Origin of the sequence: Pseudomonas guariconensis (assembly GCF_040822035.1) — a bacterium.
GTDB lineage: Bacteria > Pseudomonadota > Gammaproteobacteria > Pseudomonadales > Pseudomonadaceae > Aquipseudomonas > Aquipseudomonas guariconensis.
On record NZ_CP162012.1, the window covers coordinates 4,312,174 to 4,327,232 of the forward strand.

The window sequence follows — 15,059 nt, forward strand, 5'->3', positions numbered from 1 at the left end:
CACTGAACTCCAAAACAGTGGAGCGTTCGTAGGAGCCGGTTCACCCGCGAAGGGGCCGCAACTGTCCTATCCAATTCTGTCGAACTGCTCCGGCCAGTCCCGCCGGATGAACACCTGTCCTTCGCGTCGAACCCGACGTACTTCCTCCAGATCGACTTTACCCAGCAGCCAGCGACTGCCATCAGGGCAAAGCTCGGCGCTCTCGGCAATCACCCCATTACTCGGCATGCCGTAATCCGGCGGCACGAACAGCCCTGCCCGTCCGATATTCTCGTCAAGCGCCGGCGACCAAGGCGCCATACCCACCGTCGGGCTTTGCAGCACCGCGATCTGATTCTCCAGTGCTCGGGCCTGGGCACCGATGCGCACCCGGTGATAACCAGCCTCGGTGTCAGTACAGCTTGGGGCCAGGATCAAGTCGGCGCCTCGTTCGGCCAAGTATCGGGCGAGCAGGGGGAATTCGTTGTCGTAACAGATCAGGATGCCCAATTGTCCCAGCGCCGTATCGAACACCTTGAGCCCTTCACCAGCAGCGATGTTCCATTGCTCACGCTCGAAGCGGGTCATGATCAGTTTGTCCTGATAACCCAGCACGCCGTCCGGTCCGAACAACCAGGCACGGTTGCGGTAGCGCCCGTCCGTCTCGAGCACCGGCAGGCTGCCTGGCTGCAGATAGATTCCCCAGCGCCGAGCGATTCCCTCGCACAAGGCAAGCCAGGGCTCGATCAGCGGCTGGATCCCAGCGATCGATCCCTTCAGGTCGCTCCGTTGCTCAGAGGGCAACTGGCCACTTAGGACCAACCCCGCATACTCAGGCAGCAGCAACAACTGCGCGCCGCCCTCGACAGCCTCGGCGCACAAGCTCTGGAGGTGCTCGGCATAGGCCGCCCAGGTCGTGTGCAGCTCGATGGCGTACTGGCAAGCGGCCAGACGGATCACAAGGGTAGTTCCTTGAGCCAGAAGGACATGATCTTCGCCGATGCCTGCTCCTCGTCGAGGTCGCGCCAGGCATAGGTCGTGCGCAGCGACGGCTCATGCAGGAAGCCCCGATTGCGCCAGAAGCCGTGCAAGGGCTTGTAGTCGGCAGGACGCCGGGGATGCCCGGCCGGCCGCTCGACCGAGCAGAACGCGCAGTAGTCGAATTCGGCGAGCTTGTGAGCGTAAGACTCGCGCTCGATGAAAAAGCGCACACCCAAGCCCTGGCCCCGGTAAGCCGGCAATAGCACCGACTCGCCGAAGTAGTAGACGCTCGCAGGATCGCGCCCTTGGGCCAGGAACGGCTGTTGGAATTCAGGCGTCTCGTCGACCAGAGGCAGGCCCGTGGAGGCCCCCACCACCTGCCCTTGGTCGATGGCCAGCACCGCCAGGCTGCGCCCGGAGCGGGCGTAGGTGGACAAGTAGTCGGCCTCGTACTGCGGCGTACCGTCGTAAAGGTAGGGAAACTCGCGAAACACCGAAAGGCGCAGGCGAGCGAGGTCATCGATGTAAGGCGCAATCGCGGCGCCGTGCAACAGGCGGATTTCCATGCTTAGCGGTCGTTTTGTCGATGTGGATGACGCGCTCGGCTAAGCCGGGCTTGAGGGGAAACCCTATCATCCGGCCCAAGCCATCCCCTTTCCCGTACACGACAGGAACATTGCCATGACCGCTACCGAACTTGTGAACGCTTATTACGCAGCCTTCAATGCTGGCAACATGCCCGCCTTCCTCGGATTGCTCAGCGAAGATGTGATTCACGACATCAACCAGGGTGAGCGGCAGATGGGCAAAGCGGCGTTTGCAGCGTTCATGGACAAGATGAACCGCTGCTACCGGGAGCGTCTGGCGGACATCGTGGTGATGCAGAATGCCGATGGGAGCCGTGCGGCGGCGGAGTTCACCGTACATGGGGAGTACCTGGCCGACGACGAAGGGCTGCCACCGGCCAACGGACAGACGTATGTGCTGCCGGCGGGGGCGTTCTTCTATATCCATTGTGGGAAGATTGCTCGGGTGACCAATTACTACAACTTGAATGATTGGGTTGAGCAGGTAGGTTGAGCTTTTTGAGGAGCGTGTGAATATCCAATGTTGGTGGGGGCGCTGATGGCGCTTCTCGCCCTTACGGCGACCTACTTTTGCTCTTGGGCAAAAGTGACCCGCCGTAAGGGCGAAACGGTGAGTCAGCGTCGACAACTCAAATGAATGAACCCACCGACACCGACACCGACCTAGCCCAAGAAACTACCCAAGCACCCGCAGAAACGCCGCCAACCAGGCAGGATGCGCCGGCCAGGCAGGCGCCGTCACCAGATTCCCATCCACATGCGCCTGGTCCAGAGCGATATCCACAAACCGCCCCCCCGCCAACCGTACCTCAGGTGCACACGCAGGATACGCACTGCACTCACGCCCCTCCAGCACACCTGCCGCCGCCAGCAACTGCGCCCCGTGACACACCGCCGCGATCGGCTTGCCCGCCTGGTCGAAGGCCTTGACCAGCGCCAGCACCCGCTCATCCAGGCGCAGGTACTCAGGCGCCCGGCCACCGGGGATCAACAACGCGTCGTACCCCTCGGCCCGAACCTGCACGAAATCGAAGTTCAAGGCAAAGTTGTGCCCAGGCTTCTCGCTGTAGGTCTGGTCGCCCTCGAAGTCATGGATCGCCGTGCGCACCGTCTGCCCGGCCAACTTCTCCGGACACACCGCATGCACCGTATGCCCGACCATCTTCAGTGCCTGGAACGGCACCATCACTTCGTAGTCCTCGACGAAGTCACCCACCAGCATGAGAATTTTCTTGGCCGTCATCGCATCCACCCCTTCCGTTGCATGGGAACAATCCCTGCACGATAGTCCGCTTCAGCGTGTACGGGTACTCACCACAGGTCTAGTCGCGACGATTGAGCAGATTGACCACCAGCCGGTCGAGCCACCCCCACAGCCGCTGCTGCAGCCGACGCCAGAAGGGCCGGGCATGCCAGCGTGCCAGGTCGACTTCCTGGCTGAGGGCGAAGTCTCGCTCGAAGCTGGCGGCCACCGCCGCCGTCAGGGGCGGGTCGAGGGCTTCTACATTGGCCTCGAGGTTGAAGTGCAGGTTCCAATGATCGAAGTTGCAGGACCCCACACTGACCCACTCGTCCACCAGCACCATCTTCAGGTGCAGGAAGCACGGCTGATACTCGAAGATCCGAACGCCGGCGCGCAGTAGACGGGGGTAATAGCGGTGCCCGGCGTAACGGACCGCCGGGTGGTCGGTGCGCGGGCCGGTGAGCAGTAGGCGCACGTCGATGCCCTTCTGCGCCGCTCGTCGCAGGGAGCGACGCACACTGAAGGTCGGGAGGAAGTACGGTGTGGCCAGCCAGATGCGCCGTTGGCCGCTGTTGAGGGCACGCACCAGCGAGTGCAAGATGTCCTGATGCTGACGGGCGTCGGCGTAGGCCACCCGGCCCATGCCCTGGCCTTGGGCGGGCACCCGCGGCAGGCGGGGCAGGCCAAAGCCCTCGGCTGGCCGCCAGGCGGTGCGCCGATTGTTGGCGTGCCACTGGCGATCGAACAACAGTTGCCAGTCGGTGACGATGGGGCCTTCCATTCGCACCATCACTTCATGCCATTCGCTGGTGTCGACGCCTGGGGTCCAGAATTCATCGGTAACGCCCGTCCCGCCCACCACTGCCCAGCATTCATCGACCAGCAGCAGCTTGCGGTGGTCCCGGTACAGGTTGCGAACCCCACGCCGCCAACGCAGGCGGTTGTAGTAGCGCACCTGTACGCCCGCCGCCTCCAGGCGTTGGCGCAACGCTGAGGGGAAGGCCAGCGAGCCATAGTCGTCGAACAGGCAGCGAACCCGCACGCCACGGCTGGCGGCCTGCTCCAAGGCCTCGACCACCGCATCTGCACAGCGACCGGCTTCGACCAGATAGAGCTCCAGATCGACCTGGAATTCGGCGCGCACGATCGCCAGGAGCATGCGCGGAAAGAATTCGGGGCCGTCGATCAGCAGTTCGAACTCGTTGCCATCCCGCCAGGGGAAGACCGGCCCCGGCATGTCAGCGGGCGGAGAAGATCAGCACCGCACTCACCGGCACCGATGGGCTGATGGACGCAACACCGGAAAGCTTGCGCAGGGACGCCAGCCCCGGCAACAGATCGAACTCCTCGGCACGCAGGATCAACGGCTCCAGGGTTACCACCTGGAAACGACGTTCATCCAGACGGGTGGCCAGCAGCAAGGTATCGTAGCGGTGCGATTGCCCGTGCAGGGTCACAGTCACCGGTAGACGCAGTTCGACCTGGGCGCCATTGGCCAGGTCGTTGATGGGGCGCAGGTCGATCTTCGTCTGCACAAGGGCCTCGGGAAACTTGGCGACCTGGAACAGCTCGTTGCGCATGCGCTCGTCACGTAGCGGTATGCCACCGCTGACCGAATCCATTTCGATGCTGACCTGGGCATTGCCTTTGCCGTCGACCTTGCCATGGAACACCAGGAAGCGATGCACCTCGGAGGTGTCACCATTCTTGCTGGTGACAAAAGACAAACGTGAGGACTCGCCATCCAGGTGCCAGCTGGCATGGGCAGGCAGGCACAAGGCCATGAGCAGAGCAGGCAGTAGACGGGGCAGTTTGAACATTTGAAATCTCGTGTAACAAGGCCGTCAACCTTACCCGCCCGCCTTCACGGCAGCAAGCGGCAGCCCTCCCGCGCGTTCACCCAGGCTGCCTGATTGCGCCGTCCCAAGCCTTCAGCGAGCACCCGACGTCGCGCGTGGTCCTCTTCCAACCTGCCCAAGGGCAGGTACTGCTGTACATAACCCCGGCAGTAGACCTCATCGAAGCCCATGACGAAGCGGCACGAGCAGTACTCCTTGGCCGAGTAGGCCGACAGGATGCTCGGAAAATCCGCCAACGCCTGGCGCTCGTGCCACGCCCACACCAGCAACGCCACCATCAACAACAGCAGGACGCGCTTCATCTGCCCTCCCCCGCAACGGCCGCCAACACCCGCTTGAGCAGTTCGTTGTGCTGGTAGGTGCCATCGCGGTCATCGGCGTAACGCACGATCACCAATTTCTGCGAAGGCACCACATAAAGTGCCTGGCCCCAATGACCCAGTGCGGCATAGACGTCTTGGGCAGCGTCCGGCCATGGCGCCGGCTGGCCCGGCAACGGCTGGTTGAGCCACCAGTGCCCGCCAGGATTGGCCTCGTCCGGGATCGCCTCGGCCCGCTCGAACAGCTGCCGATTGAACGCCACCCAGTCCCTGGGCAACAGTTGCCGCCCTTGCCAACGCCCATCACGCAGCATCAGCAGGCCGATGCGGGCCAGGTCTCGCGCACTCAAATAAAGATAGGAGGAGCCCACGTAGGTGCCGGCGCTATCGCGCTCCCAGACTGCGCGGCGAATACCCAAGGGCTCGAACAACGCCTGCCATGGGTAGGCATCACGGCTGTCGGGGGGCAGCATGCCGCGCAAGGCCGCCGCCAGCAGGTTGCTGTCGCCACTGGAGTAGCGAAAGCGCTCGCCCGGTGCCACCTCGGCCGGCTGCGCTGCGGTGAAGGCAGCCATGTCCTTACGGCCACGGGTATACAGCATGGCCACCACCGAGGACTTGAGCGGTGCGTATTCGTAGTCCTCCTGCCAGGCCAGGCCGCTGGCCCAATGCAGCAGGTCGACGATGCGCAGTTCCGAATGCACCTTGAGCGGCGGATAGTAGTGCCATGCCGGCGCATCGAGGGTAAAGCGCCCTTCGCCGTAAGCCACCCCCAGCACAGTGGCCAGCACACTCTTGCTGATCGACCAGGTCAGGTGCGTGGTGTCGGCACGGGTGGGCGCGACGTAGCGCTCATACAGGATACGCCCGTCACGGATGACCAGCAGCGCATCGCTGCGCACACCCGTGCGCCCGGTCTCGTCGCGGTCGGGAAAGGCATAGGCCTCGACCGCCTGCCAGTCGATGGCCGCAGGTTCGCGCTGCCACTGCGGATCCGGCCACGACTCGGCCCACGCCGAAACGCTCACCCCTGCCAGAATGCCCAGCAATTTCCCCAACCTGCCCATGGCCGCCCCTCACGTGGCTGAACGGGCGAGCCTGCCAGGGTTTCATGACAATCCGACAGCGGCCCAGGCCTTGTGCAGGCGCTTCTCCCGCGCCGCCGTGGCCAGCGCCAGCACGCCCTGATCGCGCTGCCACAACTGCATCCAGTGAGGCGGCCCGCCCGCCAGGGCTTTGTCGATCGTCTCGCGCAGCGCATGGAACTGGGCGAACAGACCGCCCAGCAGCAAGTGGCAGGCGGCGCTGTCGGCGCACTGTCGGCTGCCCTCGGCGCATCCACCCAGCAGGCCCAGTAAACGCAGCCGCAGGTCCTGGGGCCAGGCACTTTCCTGACCGACGCCATACAGCCAGGCCACCAGCGCGGCGAGCACGTAGAGGTCTTCCAACGAGCGGAAGGGTTTGACGTAGGCATCCCAACCATCACCGGCGAGCCGTTCGCAGGCGGCCTGGTGCAACTGCAGGCGCGCATGGCCGACTTCGGGCATCAACGGCAAGGTGGGCAAGGCCTCCAGCGTCACCCCTGCCTCACCCGGGTAGACCACCGCCAGTTGCAGTCGAGGCTTCTCGCCATCAGCCTCGCTGCGCGCCGCCACCAGCAGCCATTCGGCGTCCAGCCCGGCGGTGACGAAATCCTTGCTGCCGGTCAGGCGCAGGTTCTCCAGGCGGGTCTGCATGTCCGCCGGCCGCACGCTGCGCCGCTCGGTGGCACACAAGGCACCCAGGCTGGCTGGGGCACTGGGCCAGAGCACACGCAGGGCCGCTTGGTAACCGACTAGAAAAGCCAGCCCCGGCGTCGCCATCGCCCGCCCACCGAGCACCGCCAGCTCGAAGGGCGAGACTGGCCCGAGACGCTCGAGCAGGGCGGCGTAGCCTTCACCCAGGCTTTGGGCCTCGGGCTGGCGGTAGGGGTCGTTGACTCGTTGCAACCAGGGCATCTCAGGCTCCTCGTCAGGGGTTGTCACGCAAGCATCACCAAAGCTTCACGGGGGTGACACCGCGCGTACCTAGGCTGACTTTGCACAACAAAGTCGACCGGCCGCAACCCTTGGCTGGCTCATGGAGACTCGCAATGACTCGGACCGCACGCTCTGGCGACACCAGCACTGAACGCCGTCTGCAAGCCGAACGCCTGGTCGGCGCCACGGCGCTTCAGGAAGCACAGGCCCTGCGCTTCAAAGTGTTCAGCGCCGAATTCCAGGCCAAGCTCAAGGGCGCGGAACTGGGCCTGGACATGGACGACTACGACATCCATTGTCGCCACATCGGCGTGCGTGACCTGGCCACCGGCCAACTGGTCGCCACTACCCGTCTGCTCGACCACCAGGCCGCCAGCAGCCTGGGACGCTTCTACAGCGAAGAAGAGTTCAGCCTGCACGGCCTGCTGGAACTGCAGGGGCCGATCCTGGAGCTGGGCCGTACCTGCGTCGACCCGGCCTATCGCAATGGCGGCACCATTGCCGTGCTCTGGGGCGAGCTCGCCGAAGTGCTCAACGAAGGCCGCTACAACTACTTGATGGGGTGCGCCAGCATTCCCATGCAGGACGGCGGCGTGCAGGCCCACGCCATCATGCAGCGCCTGCGCGAACGCTACCTGTGCACCGAGCACCTGCGGGCCGAGCCGAAAAAACCACTGCCGACCCTGGCCCTGCCGAACAACGTCATCGCCGAAATGCCGCCCTTGCTCAAGGCTTACATGCGCCTGGGCGCGAAGATCTGCGGCGAACCGTGCTGGGACGAGGATTTCCAGGTCGCCGATGTGTTCATCCTGCTCAAGCGCGACGACCTCTGCCCGCGCTACGCCCGCCACTTCAAGGCGGCGGTGTGATGCCTGGATTGCGGGCATTCGCCCGCCTGTCGCGTCTGCTGCTGGTGCTGGCACTGGGCATCGTCATGGCCAGCGCGATCACCCTGGGAGAACGCCTGGGCCTGAAGCCTTCCTGCCAACGGCGCCAGCGCTGGACATGCCTGTTCATGCGGTATCTGGTCGCCGCCCTGCCCTTCGAGGTCCGAGTGATTGGCCCTTTACCGTTACAGCCGATGCTGTGGGTCAGCAACCATGTGTCCTGGACCGACATCCCCCTGCTTGGCATGCTCACGCCGCTGTCGTTCCTGTCCAAGGCCGAAGTGCGCCACTGGCCGCTGGCCGGTTGGCTGGCGGAAAAAGCCGGCACCCTGTTCATCCGCCGTGGCGGTGGTGACGGCCAGCGCCTGTCTCAGCAGATCGGTGAGCAGTTGGCCCAGCAACGGCCGCTGCTGATCTTTCCGGAAGGCACCACCACCAACGGCCGCGCCCTGCGTACCTTCCATGGCCGGCTGCTGGCCGGCGCCATCGACCAAGGCACCCCGGTGCAGCCGGTGGCGATCCAGTACCTGCGCAACGGTCAAGCGGACCCGATCGCGCCGTTTATTGGCGATGACGACCTGGTGTCTCACCTGATGCGTTTGTTCCGCCAGCCGCACGGGGAAGTGATCATCCAGCTGCTGGAGCCGATCCCCAGCCTAGGCAAGGAGCGGGCGGTGCTGGCGTTCCAGGCGCAGCAGGCGGTGCAGCTGGCCTTGTATGGCGCCGACGGGTGGGAAGCGGTGCCGCGACGGCAAGCGAAGGCGGCCTGAGTCGTGTGGCGGTCCAATCGGCCCTTTCGCGGGTAAACCCGCTCCGATAAGGGTGGCGGTGCCTTGTGGGAGCGGGTTTACCCGCGAAAAGGCCCGTACGGTCGTATGAAGGTTCATCGACTCGCCAGCGCAAAAGCCTGCAACTGCGGATAGAACTCGCGAAAATCCGCCAACAACGGCTCGTACAACACCTCCAACTCCCCCATCACCCCGTCCATGCCTTCCGGCCGTGACAACCGCCGGGCGATACCGCGAAACACCTGCTCCAGCGTGTCGAAATCGCCATAGGCGCCCAGCCAGTCGTCTGCGGCCATGAACGGGGCGATATGCGCCAGCCGCCCGGGCAGTGCCGGCTCGGCGAGCAGTACGCGGTAGAAGTCTCCGGTGAAGGCGCTCAGCGGCTGTGCGGCGTAATCGTCCCAGTGCCGCGCCAGGCAGTGGTCGAAAAACACATCCAGGACGATCCCGGCAAAACGCCGCCGCTCACGGGGAAAGCGCGCCAGCGCCGCCAGTACCAGCGGGTGGCTGTCGGTGTAGCTGTCGATATGGCGGTGCAGACGAATCGAAGCCTCGAGGGCCGGCGGGAAGCGCCCTTGCAGCGAACCTTTGACGAAATCGCCATACAGGCTGCCGAGCAGTTGTTGCGGCTCTCGGCCGCCCAGATGCAGGTGTGCGAGGTAGTTCATGGCGCCCAGTCTAGCACTCACGGGAACCATATCGTTATAACGCGATATAGCGATTCGCGCTCAGCTAAGAACCTCTTCATATTTGTATATCGCGAAATACCGATTTATATTTCGCCTCATCGCGATATAACGCTACACACCATGAGTCCCACCATGCCTCTTGATCTCGACGAAATAATAAAAGCCCTCTCCCACCCGGTAAGGCGAGAAATCCTCACCTGGCTCAAGGACCCGGCTGCGCAGTTCCCCGACCAGCAGCACAGCACCGAATACGGCGTCTGTGCCGGGCAAATCGACCAACGCTGCGGCCTGTCGCAGTCGACCGTCTCCGCCCACCTGGCCACCTTGCAGCGCGCGGGCCTCATCAGCAGCCAGAAGATCGGCCAGTGGCACTTCTTCAAACGCAACGAGGACACCATCCAGGCGTTCCTCCAGCAGATGAGCCAAGAGCTCTGACAAGGACCTTGCAATGCCTCTTTCCCTGATGATCCTGGCGCTCAGCGCCTTCGCCATCGGCACCACCGAATTCGTCATCATGGGCCTGCTGCCCGATGTGGCGCAGGACCTGGGGGTGACCATCCCCGGTGCCGGCTGGCTGGTGACCGGCTACGCCCTGGGGGTGGCCATCGGCGCACCGTTCATGGCCCTGGCCACTGCGCGTCTGCCGCGCAAGGCCGCGCTGGTGACGCTGATGGGCGTGTTCATCGTCGGCAACCTGCTCTGCGCGGTGGCCGCGGACTATGACCTTTTGATGTTCGCCCGCGTGGTGACCGCCCTGTGCCATGGCGCCTTCTTCGGCATCGGCTCGGTGGTGGCGGCAAGCCTGGTACCGGCCAACCGCCGCGCCTCGGCCGTGGCCCTGATGTTCACCGGCTTGACCCTGGCCAACGTGCTCGGCGTGCCCTTGGGGACTGCGCTGGGCCAGGCCGCTGGCTGGCGCTCGACCTTCTGGGCGGTGACCGCCATCGGCGTGATCGCACTGATCGGCCTGGTGCGCTACCTGCCGCTGCAGCGCCAGGAAGAGAAAGTCGACATGCGCGCCGAACTGGGCGCCCTCAAGGGGGCCGGCATCTGGCTGTCGCTAAGCATGACCGTGCTGTTCTCGGCCTCGATGTTCGCCCTGTTCACCTACGTCGCCCCCCTGCTCGGCGACGTCACCGGCGTATCGCCACGTGGCGTCACCTGGACCTTGCTGTTGATCGGCCTGGGCCTGACCGTGGGCAACATCCTCGGCGGCAAGCTCGCCGACCGCCGCCTGGGGGCGACTCTGGTGGGTGTGTTCGCCGCCATGGCAGTGGTGTCCACGGCGTTGAGCTGGACCAGCACGGCCCTGGTACCTGCCGAGATCACTTTGTTCCTCTGGGCCACCGCCGCCTTTGCCGCCGTGCCTGCCCTGCAGGTCAACGTGGTGACTTACGGCAAGGCCGCACCCAACCTGGTGTCGACCCTGAACATCGGTGCCTTCAACCTGGGCAATGCCCTGGGCGCCTGGGTCGGCGGCAGTGTCATCGCCCACGGCTTCGGCCTGACCCGCGTGCCCTTGGCCGCGGCTGCCCTGGCGATCCTGGCGCTGATCGTCACCTTGATTACCTTCCACCAGCGCGGCGGCAACGCCGAACTGGCCACCGCTTCCAACTGACCCTCGCGAGGCTACGCCAATGACCACGCTCTTCGATCCGATCACACTGGGCGACCTGCAACTGCCCAACCGCATCATCATGGCCCCATTGACCCGTTGCCGCGCCGACGAAGGCCGAGTGCCCAACGCATTGATGGCCGAGTACTACGTGCAACGCGCCAGCGCCGGACTGATCCTCAGCGAGGCCACCTCGGTGACCCCCATGGGCGTTGGCTACCCTGACACTCCCGGCATCTGGTCGGACGAACAGGTGCGCGGCTGGACCAACGTCACCAAGGCCGTGCACGGGGCTGGTGGGCGCATCTTCCTGCAGCTGTGGCACGTCGGGCGCATCTCCCACACCCAGTACCTCAACGGCGAACTGCCGGTGGCCCCGAGCGCGATCCAGCCCAAGGGCCACGTCAGCTTGATCCGTCCGATCACCGAGTACCCGACGCCACGAGCCCTTGAGACCGAAGAAATCGCCGACATCGTCGAGGCCTACCGCACCGGTGCCGAAAATGCCAAGGCGGCCGGCTTCGATGGCGTAGAGATCCACGGGGCCAACGGCTACCTGCTCGATCAATTCCTGCAAAGCAGCACCAACCAGCGCACCGACCGTTACGGCGGCTCCCTGGAAAACCGTGCTCGTCTGCTGCTGGAGGTGACCGACGCGGCGATCGAGGTGTGGGGCGCCAATCGTGTAGGCGTGCACTTGGCACCACGGGCCGACGCCCATGACATGGGCGATGCCGACCGTGCCGAGACCTTCAGCTATGTCGCTCGGGAGCTGGGCAAGCGCGGCATCGCATTCATCTGCTCGCGGGAGAAAGAAGCCGACGACAGCATCGGCCCGCTGATCAAGGAAGCCTTCGGTGGCCCGTACATCGTCAATGAGCGCTTCGACAAAGCCAGTGCCAACGCGGCGCTGGCCAGCGGCAAAGCCGACGCGGTGGCCTTTGGCATCCCATTCATCGCCAACCCCGACCTGCCCGCCCGTCTGGCCGCCGATGCGCCGCTGAACGAGCCGCGCCCGGAGACCTTCTACGCCAAAGGGCCGGTGGGCTACATCGACTATCCGCGGATGTGATCGTAAATCCGCTCCTACAAGCCTTGTGGGAGCGGGTTCACCCGCGAACACAGCTCAGTAGATTCAAGGCCGGGCGTTGATCTGCTGTTGCAGGTTCTGGATCTGGCTCTGCAAGGTATTGAGGTTGCGGGTCACCTGGCTGCGGAAGGCATCGAACTCCTGCACCGAAGCCCCACCAGCGCTAGGTGCCGGGCGGTTGTCGATCTGACTCTTGAGCACCAGCACATCCTGCTCCAGGCTCTCGATCGCCGCACTGGGATTACCCTGTTTCTTCAGGCTCGCCACTTCGCTGCTCAGGCTCTTGATCTGGCCGTCGAGCTTGCCGCCATCGAGCTGGCCGGACTTGAGCGCGGCCAACTCACCATTGACCGCCTTGAGCTGCGCCTGCAACTGGCTCTGCAATTCTGTCACCGCTTTTTGCTGTGCACGGGTATCGGCCAAGACCTGCTCCAGACGCTTGCCCAGATCCCCCGCCTGGCCCGCCACACCCTGCTGCTGCTTGCTCTGCTCGGCCAAGCTCGCCTTCAACTGGCGGATCTGCAGCTTCAAGGCCTCGCTACCGGTGTTGACACTGGACTCGCTGGCCTCGACTTTGCCGCTGATCGCCTGAAGTCGCCCCGCGGCTTCTTCGCTGATCCGGGCGAAGCTCTCCTGGGTCGCTACCAACTGCTGCTCCATCAGCGAGATCTGTTGGAAGCTCCACCATCCCAGGCCCGCCAGGGCGATGACCGAGGCCCCCAGCAGCGCCCACAGCGGGCCCGTGCTGGCCGGACGCGCGGCCTTGCGCCGGCTCCGTGCCACGTGCGCCGGGAGCAGTTCATCATCATCCGGAGTACCGGCACGCAGGGTCGGCACATCGTCGAAATCGTCGAGGGGGTCGTTACGCATGGAGGCTTTCAACCACAGTAATAGCAAAGAGGCATGAGTATAAACCGCCAGAGCGGCGCACTGATGACCATTATCCTCGGCCGGGGTTCATTGTTGGCCGGGCACGTTCTTCCACCAGGCGCAGAATTCATCCAGCGCGGTCCACAGGCTGACCTTGGGCCGGTAGTCCAGATGTTGCCGCGCGCGGCTGATATCCAAAGTGAAATCCCTGCTCATCATCTGCGCCCCGAGGCGCGACAGGGTCGGTTGTGGACGGCCTGGCCACAGCAGGCAGGCGGCCTCGTTCAACGCGCCCAGGCTGTAGGCCAGGCCATAGCCACGGTAGCGGGTAACCTGGGGCAGCTGCATCTGGCGCATCACGTAATTGATCACATCCCACAGCGGCAACGGTTGGCCGTTGCTGATGTTGTAGGCCTGGCCAAGCGCCTGCTCATCGGCGAACAGAGCGCTGAGCAGGGCTTCGTTAAGGTTGTGCACACTGGTGAAATCGGCCTTGTTAAGGCCATTGCCGATGATGGCCAGGCGGCGCTTGCGCTGCAGCTGCATGAGCCTTGGGAAGAAACCGGCATCGCCCGCGCCGGTGACCCGTTGCGGTCGCAGGGCCAGCACTTCCAGGCCGAACTCCTGGGCGCCGAAGACCTTCTGTTCGGCCAGGCGCTTGGTCGACGCCTGAAGGTCATGAAATCGCCGAGGTAATGGCTCCTCGCGGATATCAAGACGCGAGGAGCCATTGAAGTACAGCGACGGCGACGACAGGTACACCAGGCGCCGCACGTGCTCCTTCAAGCAGCCTTCCACCACGTTCTCGGTGACCACCACGTTACCCTGGTGAAAATCCTGATAGCGACCCCAGTGGCCGGTGGCGCCAGCGCAATGGACCACCGCGTCGACACCCTGACAGAGCCGCCGGGCCAGCTCGGCATCGCCTAGGTCGCCAGAAATGAACTGGGCGCCGCGCTTGACCAGATGCTCAACGCCCTCGGCGCGCCGGCCATTGACCCGCACCTCCAGGCCCTGCTCCAAGGCAAAGCGCGCAAAGCGCCCGCCGATGAAGCCGCTCGCACCGGTGACCAGAATTCGCATGTAACACTCCGCCTTGCCAAATTACAGATGCAGCTGACGCCGTCCGCGCCTACAAGGGCACCAGCCAGCTCGACGCCGTATGGCGCAGGTGCTCGGTCAGCTGAGCGAGCAACTGCCCGCCATTGCGCCAATGATGCCAGTACAACGGCACGTCGATGGGGGTATCGGTGCAGATTTCCACCAATTGGCCGCTGGCCAGTTGTTCGCGGGCCTGCAATTCCGGCACCAACCCCCACCCCACACCGGCCTCGGTCATGCGCAGAAACCCTTCGGACGAAGGGCACAGGTGATACAGGAAACTGCCCTCGATGCCCAACGAAGCCAGGTAGCGGTGTTGCAGGAAATCATCCGGGCCGTACACCACTGCCGGGATCCGCGCCAGGCGCCGGGCCTCGAACCCCTGGGCAAAGTGCCGGGCCATGAACGCGGGGCTGGCCAATGCCCGGTAACGCATGGCCCCCAGCAACACGCTGCGCGCGCCGGCCACCGGCCGCTCGCTGCCACACAGGCACGCCGCCACTTCGCCGGCACGCATGCGCTTGAGGCCGACCTCCTGGTCTTCGACTACCAGATCGAGCAACACCTGCTGCCCCGCGCAGAAATCCCCCACCGCACCCGCCCACCAGGTCGCCAGGCTGTCGGCGTTGAGGGCGATACGCAGGCGCTCGGGCAGGCCTTCCTCGTCCAGCGCCGGGACCTGGCGCTGCAGGTCACGCTCAAGCAGACGCACCTGCTGCACATGGTTGAGCAACTGTCGCCCCACCTCGGTGGGGCTCGGTGGCGTGGCCCGCACCAGCACCGGCTGGCCGACCCGCGCCTCGAGCAGCTTGATGCGCTGGGAAATGGCCGATTGCGACAGGCCCAGAACTTGAGCAGCACGTTCGAAACCGCCTTGTTCGATGACGGCAGCGAGGGCGGCAAGCAGCTTGTAGTCGAACATCTATTTCTCTAATGCCAGATCAGCTTTATTTGTTTTTCTTATACAGGGCATTTCCTCACAATGGCCAGCATCTTCTTGGGTAATCAACGCCGGCGCTTGTTCGGCGTCAG

Annotated in this window: 18 protein-coding genes; 6 read left to right on the top strand and 12 right to left on the bottom strand. The window is 64.4% G+C overall.

All coding sequences use genetic code 11. From position 1 onward, the window contains the following. Positions 1 to 66: 66 nt before the first annotated feature. Both AB1N67_RS19945 and AB1N67_RS19950 read right to left on the bottom strand, forming a co-directional pair. A complete protein-coding gene (locus AB1N67_RS19945; protein ID WP_102081636.1) occupies positions 67 to 939 on the bottom strand; it encodes a carbon-nitrogen hydrolase family protein in 873 nt (290 codons plus the stop codon). Continuing rightward, positions 936 to 1,526, bottom strand: coding sequence for a GNAT family acetyltransferase (locus AB1N67_RS19950; protein WP_043214941.1), 591 nt, complete (start codon positions 1,524 to 1,526; stop codon positions 936 to 938). Before AB1N67_RS19950 ends, AB1N67_RS19945 begins: the two co-directional genes overlap by 4 nt. A gap of 115 nt (positions 1,527 to 1,641) precedes the next feature. Between AB1N67_RS19950 and AB1N67_RS19955 the strand changes: the two genes are divergently transcribed. Beyond that, positions 1,642 to 2,040: a nuclear transport factor 2 family protein gene (locus AB1N67_RS19955; protein ID WP_102081635.1), complete on the top strand. Its 399-nt coding sequence runs from the start codon at positions 1,642 to 1,644 to the stop codon at positions 2,038 to 2,040. A gap of 183 nt (positions 2,041 to 2,223) precedes the next feature. Here AB1N67_RS19955 and AB1N67_RS19960 read toward each other — a convergent pair whose 3' ends face one another. The 6 genes from AB1N67_RS19960 to AB1N67_RS19985 form a co-directional block, all read right to left on the bottom strand. Further along, positions 2,224 to 2,790 (bottom strand): DJ-1/PfpI family protein, encoded by a 567-nt coding sequence (locus tag AB1N67_RS19960; RefSeq protein ID WP_070092394.1) that lies wholly within the window; start codon positions 2,788 to 2,790, stop codon positions 2,224 to 2,226. Between the two features lie 79 nt (positions 2,791 to 2,869). Next, on the bottom strand, positions 2,870 to 4,027 hold the full coding sequence (locus AB1N67_RS19965; RefSeq protein ID WP_070576082.1) for a phosphatidylserine/phosphatidylglycerophosphate/cardiolipin synthase family protein: 1,158 nt from the start codon (positions 4,025 to 4,027) through the stop codon (positions 2,870 to 2,872). Position 4,028: 1 nt separating this feature from the next. Beyond that, positions 4,029 to 4,610, bottom strand: a complete 582-nt coding sequence (locus AB1N67_RS19970; RefSeq protein WP_043214956.1) for a YceI family protein — start codon at positions 4,608 to 4,610, stop codon at positions 4,029 to 4,031. Positions 4,611 to 4,654: 44 nt separating this feature from the next. Further along, complete coding sequence (locus tag AB1N67_RS19975) at positions 4,655 to 4,951, bottom strand: hypothetical protein (protein WP_043214957.1); 297 nt, start codon at positions 4,949 to 4,951, stop codon at positions 4,655 to 4,657. Further along, on the bottom strand, positions 4,948 to 6,027 hold the full coding sequence (locus AB1N67_RS19980; RefSeq protein WP_102081642.1) for a serine hydrolase: 1,080 nt from the start codon (positions 6,025 to 6,027) through the stop codon (positions 4,948 to 4,950). Before AB1N67_RS19980 ends, AB1N67_RS19975 begins: the two co-directional genes overlap by 4 nt. Positions 6,028 to 6,078: 51 nt before the next feature. Further along, positions 6,079 to 6,966 (bottom strand): acyl-CoA dehydrogenase, encoded by an 888-nt coding sequence (locus tag AB1N67_RS19985; protein WP_043214961.1) that lies wholly within the window; start codon positions 6,964 to 6,966, stop codon positions 6,079 to 6,081. A gap of 134 nt (positions 6,967 to 7,100) precedes the next feature. Here AB1N67_RS19985 and olsB point away from each other — a divergent pair, with 134 nt between their 5' ends. Both olsB and AB1N67_RS19995 read left to right on the top strand, forming a co-directional pair. Continuing rightward, entirely contained in the window at positions 7,101 to 7,856 is a 756-nt protein-coding gene (gene olsB, locus AB1N67_RS19990) for an L-ornithine N(alpha)-acyltransferase (protein WP_090344936.1), read from the top strand. Then, positions 7,856 to 8,644 carry a lysophospholipid acyltransferase family protein gene (locus AB1N67_RS19995; protein ID WP_090344934.1) on the top strand — a complete coding sequence of 263 codons (789 nt, stop codon included), beginning with the start codon at positions 7,856 to 7,858 and terminating at the stop codon, positions 8,642 to 8,644. Before olsB ends, AB1N67_RS19995 begins: the two co-directional genes overlap by 1 nt. Before the next feature lie 113 nt (positions 8,645 to 8,757). Here AB1N67_RS19995 and AB1N67_RS20000 read toward each other — a convergent pair whose 3' ends face one another. After that, a complete protein-coding gene (locus tag AB1N67_RS20000; RefSeq protein WP_090344932.1) occupies positions 8,758 to 9,330 on the bottom strand; it encodes an ACP phosphodiesterase in 573 nt (190 codons plus the stop codon). 153 nt (positions 9,331 to 9,483) lie between these two features. On the opposite strand from AB1N67_RS20000, the gene AB1N67_RS20005 reads away from it, so the two are divergent. Genes AB1N67_RS20005 through AB1N67_RS20015 form a run of 3 tightly spaced genes read left to right on the top strand, consistent with a single transcriptional unit; the run spans position 9,484 to position 12,038 of the window. Then, a complete protein-coding gene (locus AB1N67_RS20005) occupies positions 9,484 to 9,786 on the top strand; it encodes a helix-turn-helix transcriptional regulator (protein WP_043213583.1) in 303 nt (100 codons plus the stop codon). 13 nt (positions 9,787 to 9,799) lie between these two features. Continuing rightward, positions 9,800 to 10,969, top strand: coding sequence for an MFS transporter (locus AB1N67_RS20010; RefSeq protein WP_090344930.1), 1,170 nt, complete (start codon positions 9,800 to 9,802; stop codon positions 10,967 to 10,969). A gap of 19 nt (positions 10,970 to 10,988) precedes the next feature. Then, positions 10,989 to 12,038 carry an alkene reductase gene (locus AB1N67_RS20015; RefSeq protein ID WP_090344928.1) on the top strand — a complete coding sequence of 350 codons (1,050 nt, stop codon included), beginning with the start codon at positions 10,989 to 10,991 and terminating at the stop codon, positions 12,036 to 12,038. Between the two features lie 63 nt (positions 12,039 to 12,101). Here the strand turns inward: AB1N67_RS20015 and AB1N67_RS20020 are convergent, their stop codons facing one another. The 3 genes from AB1N67_RS20020 to AB1N67_RS20030 form a co-directional block, all read right to left on the bottom strand. Beyond that, the gene (locus AB1N67_RS20020; protein WP_043213579.1) at positions 12,102 to 12,926 is read right to left on the bottom strand and encodes an ATPase; all 825 of its coding nucleotides are present in this window, start codon (positions 12,924 to 12,926) and stop codon (positions 12,102 to 12,104) included. Between the two features lie 87 nt (positions 12,927 to 13,013). Continuing rightward, the gene (locus AB1N67_RS20025) at positions 13,014 to 14,009 is read right to left on the bottom strand and encodes an NAD(P)-dependent oxidoreductase (RefSeq protein ID WP_090344926.1); all 996 of its coding nucleotides are present in this window, start codon (positions 14,007 to 14,009) and stop codon (positions 13,014 to 13,016) included. Positions 14,010 to 14,058: 49 nt separating this feature from the next. Continuing rightward, on the bottom strand, positions 14,059 to 14,949 hold the full coding sequence (locus tag AB1N67_RS20030) for a LysR family transcriptional regulator ArgP (RefSeq protein WP_070576115.1): 891 nt from the start codon (positions 14,947 to 14,949) through the stop codon (positions 14,059 to 14,061). Positions 14,950 to 15,059: the final 110 nt, after the last annotated feature.

Coding starts and splice junctions, on each gene's coding strand:
- AB1N67_RS19950 (WP_043214941.1), bottom strand. CDS start 1,526: ATGGAAATCCGCCTGTTGCACGGCGCCGCGATTGCGCCTTACATCGAT.
- AB1N67_RS19955 (WP_102081635.1), top strand. CDS start 1,642: ATGACCGCTACCGAACTTGTGAACGCTTATTACGCAGCCTTCAATGCT.
- AB1N67_RS19960 (WP_070092394.1), bottom strand. CDS start 2,790: ATGACGGCCAAGAAAATTCTCATGCTGGTGGGTGACTTCGTCGAGGAC.
- AB1N67_RS19965 (WP_070576082.1), bottom strand. CDS start 4,027: ATGCCGGGGCCGGTCTTCCCCTGGCGGGATGGCAACGAGTTCGAACTG.
- AB1N67_RS19970 (WP_043214956.1), bottom strand. CDS start 4,610: ATGTTCAAACTGCCCCGTCTACTGCCTGCTCTGCTCATGGCCTTGTGC.
- AB1N67_RS19975 (WP_043214957.1), bottom strand. CDS start 4,951: ATGAAGCGCGTCCTGCTGTTGTTGATGGTGGCGTTGCTGGTGTGGGCG.
- AB1N67_RS19985 (WP_043214961.1), bottom strand. CDS start 6,966: ATGCCCTGGTTGCAACGAGTCAACGACCCCTACCGCCAGCCCGAGGCC.
- olsB (WP_090344936.1), top strand. CDS start 7,101: ATGACTCGGACCGCACGCTCTGGCGACACCAGCACTGAACGCCGTCTG.
- AB1N67_RS19995 (WP_090344934.1), top strand. CDS start 7,856: ATGCCTGGATTGCGGGCATTCGCCCGCCTGTCGCGTCTGCTGCTGGTG.
- AB1N67_RS20000 (WP_090344932.1), bottom strand. CDS start 9,330: ATGAACTACCTCGCACACCTGCATCTGGGCGGCCGAGAGCCGCAACAA.
- AB1N67_RS20005 (WP_043213583.1), top strand. CDS start 9,484: ATGCCTCTTGATCTCGACGAAATAATAAAAGCCCTCTCCCACCCGGTA.
- AB1N67_RS20010 (WP_090344930.1), top strand. CDS start 9,800: ATGCCTCTTTCCCTGATGATCCTGGCGCTCAGCGCCTTCGCCATCGGC.
- AB1N67_RS20015 (WP_090344928.1), top strand. CDS start 10,989: ATGACCACGCTCTTCGATCCGATCACACTGGGCGACCTGCAACTGCCC.
- AB1N67_RS20020 (WP_043213579.1), bottom strand. CDS start 12,926: ATGCGTAACGACCCCCTCGACGATTTCGACGATGTGCCGACCCTGCGT.
- AB1N67_RS20025 (WP_090344926.1), bottom strand. CDS start 14,009: ATGCGAATTCTGGTCACCGGTGCGAGCGGCTTCATCGGCGGGCGCTTT.
- AB1N67_RS20030 (WP_070576115.1), bottom strand. CDS start 14,949: ATGTTCGACTACAAGCTGCTTGCCGCCCTCGCTGCCGTCATCGAACAA.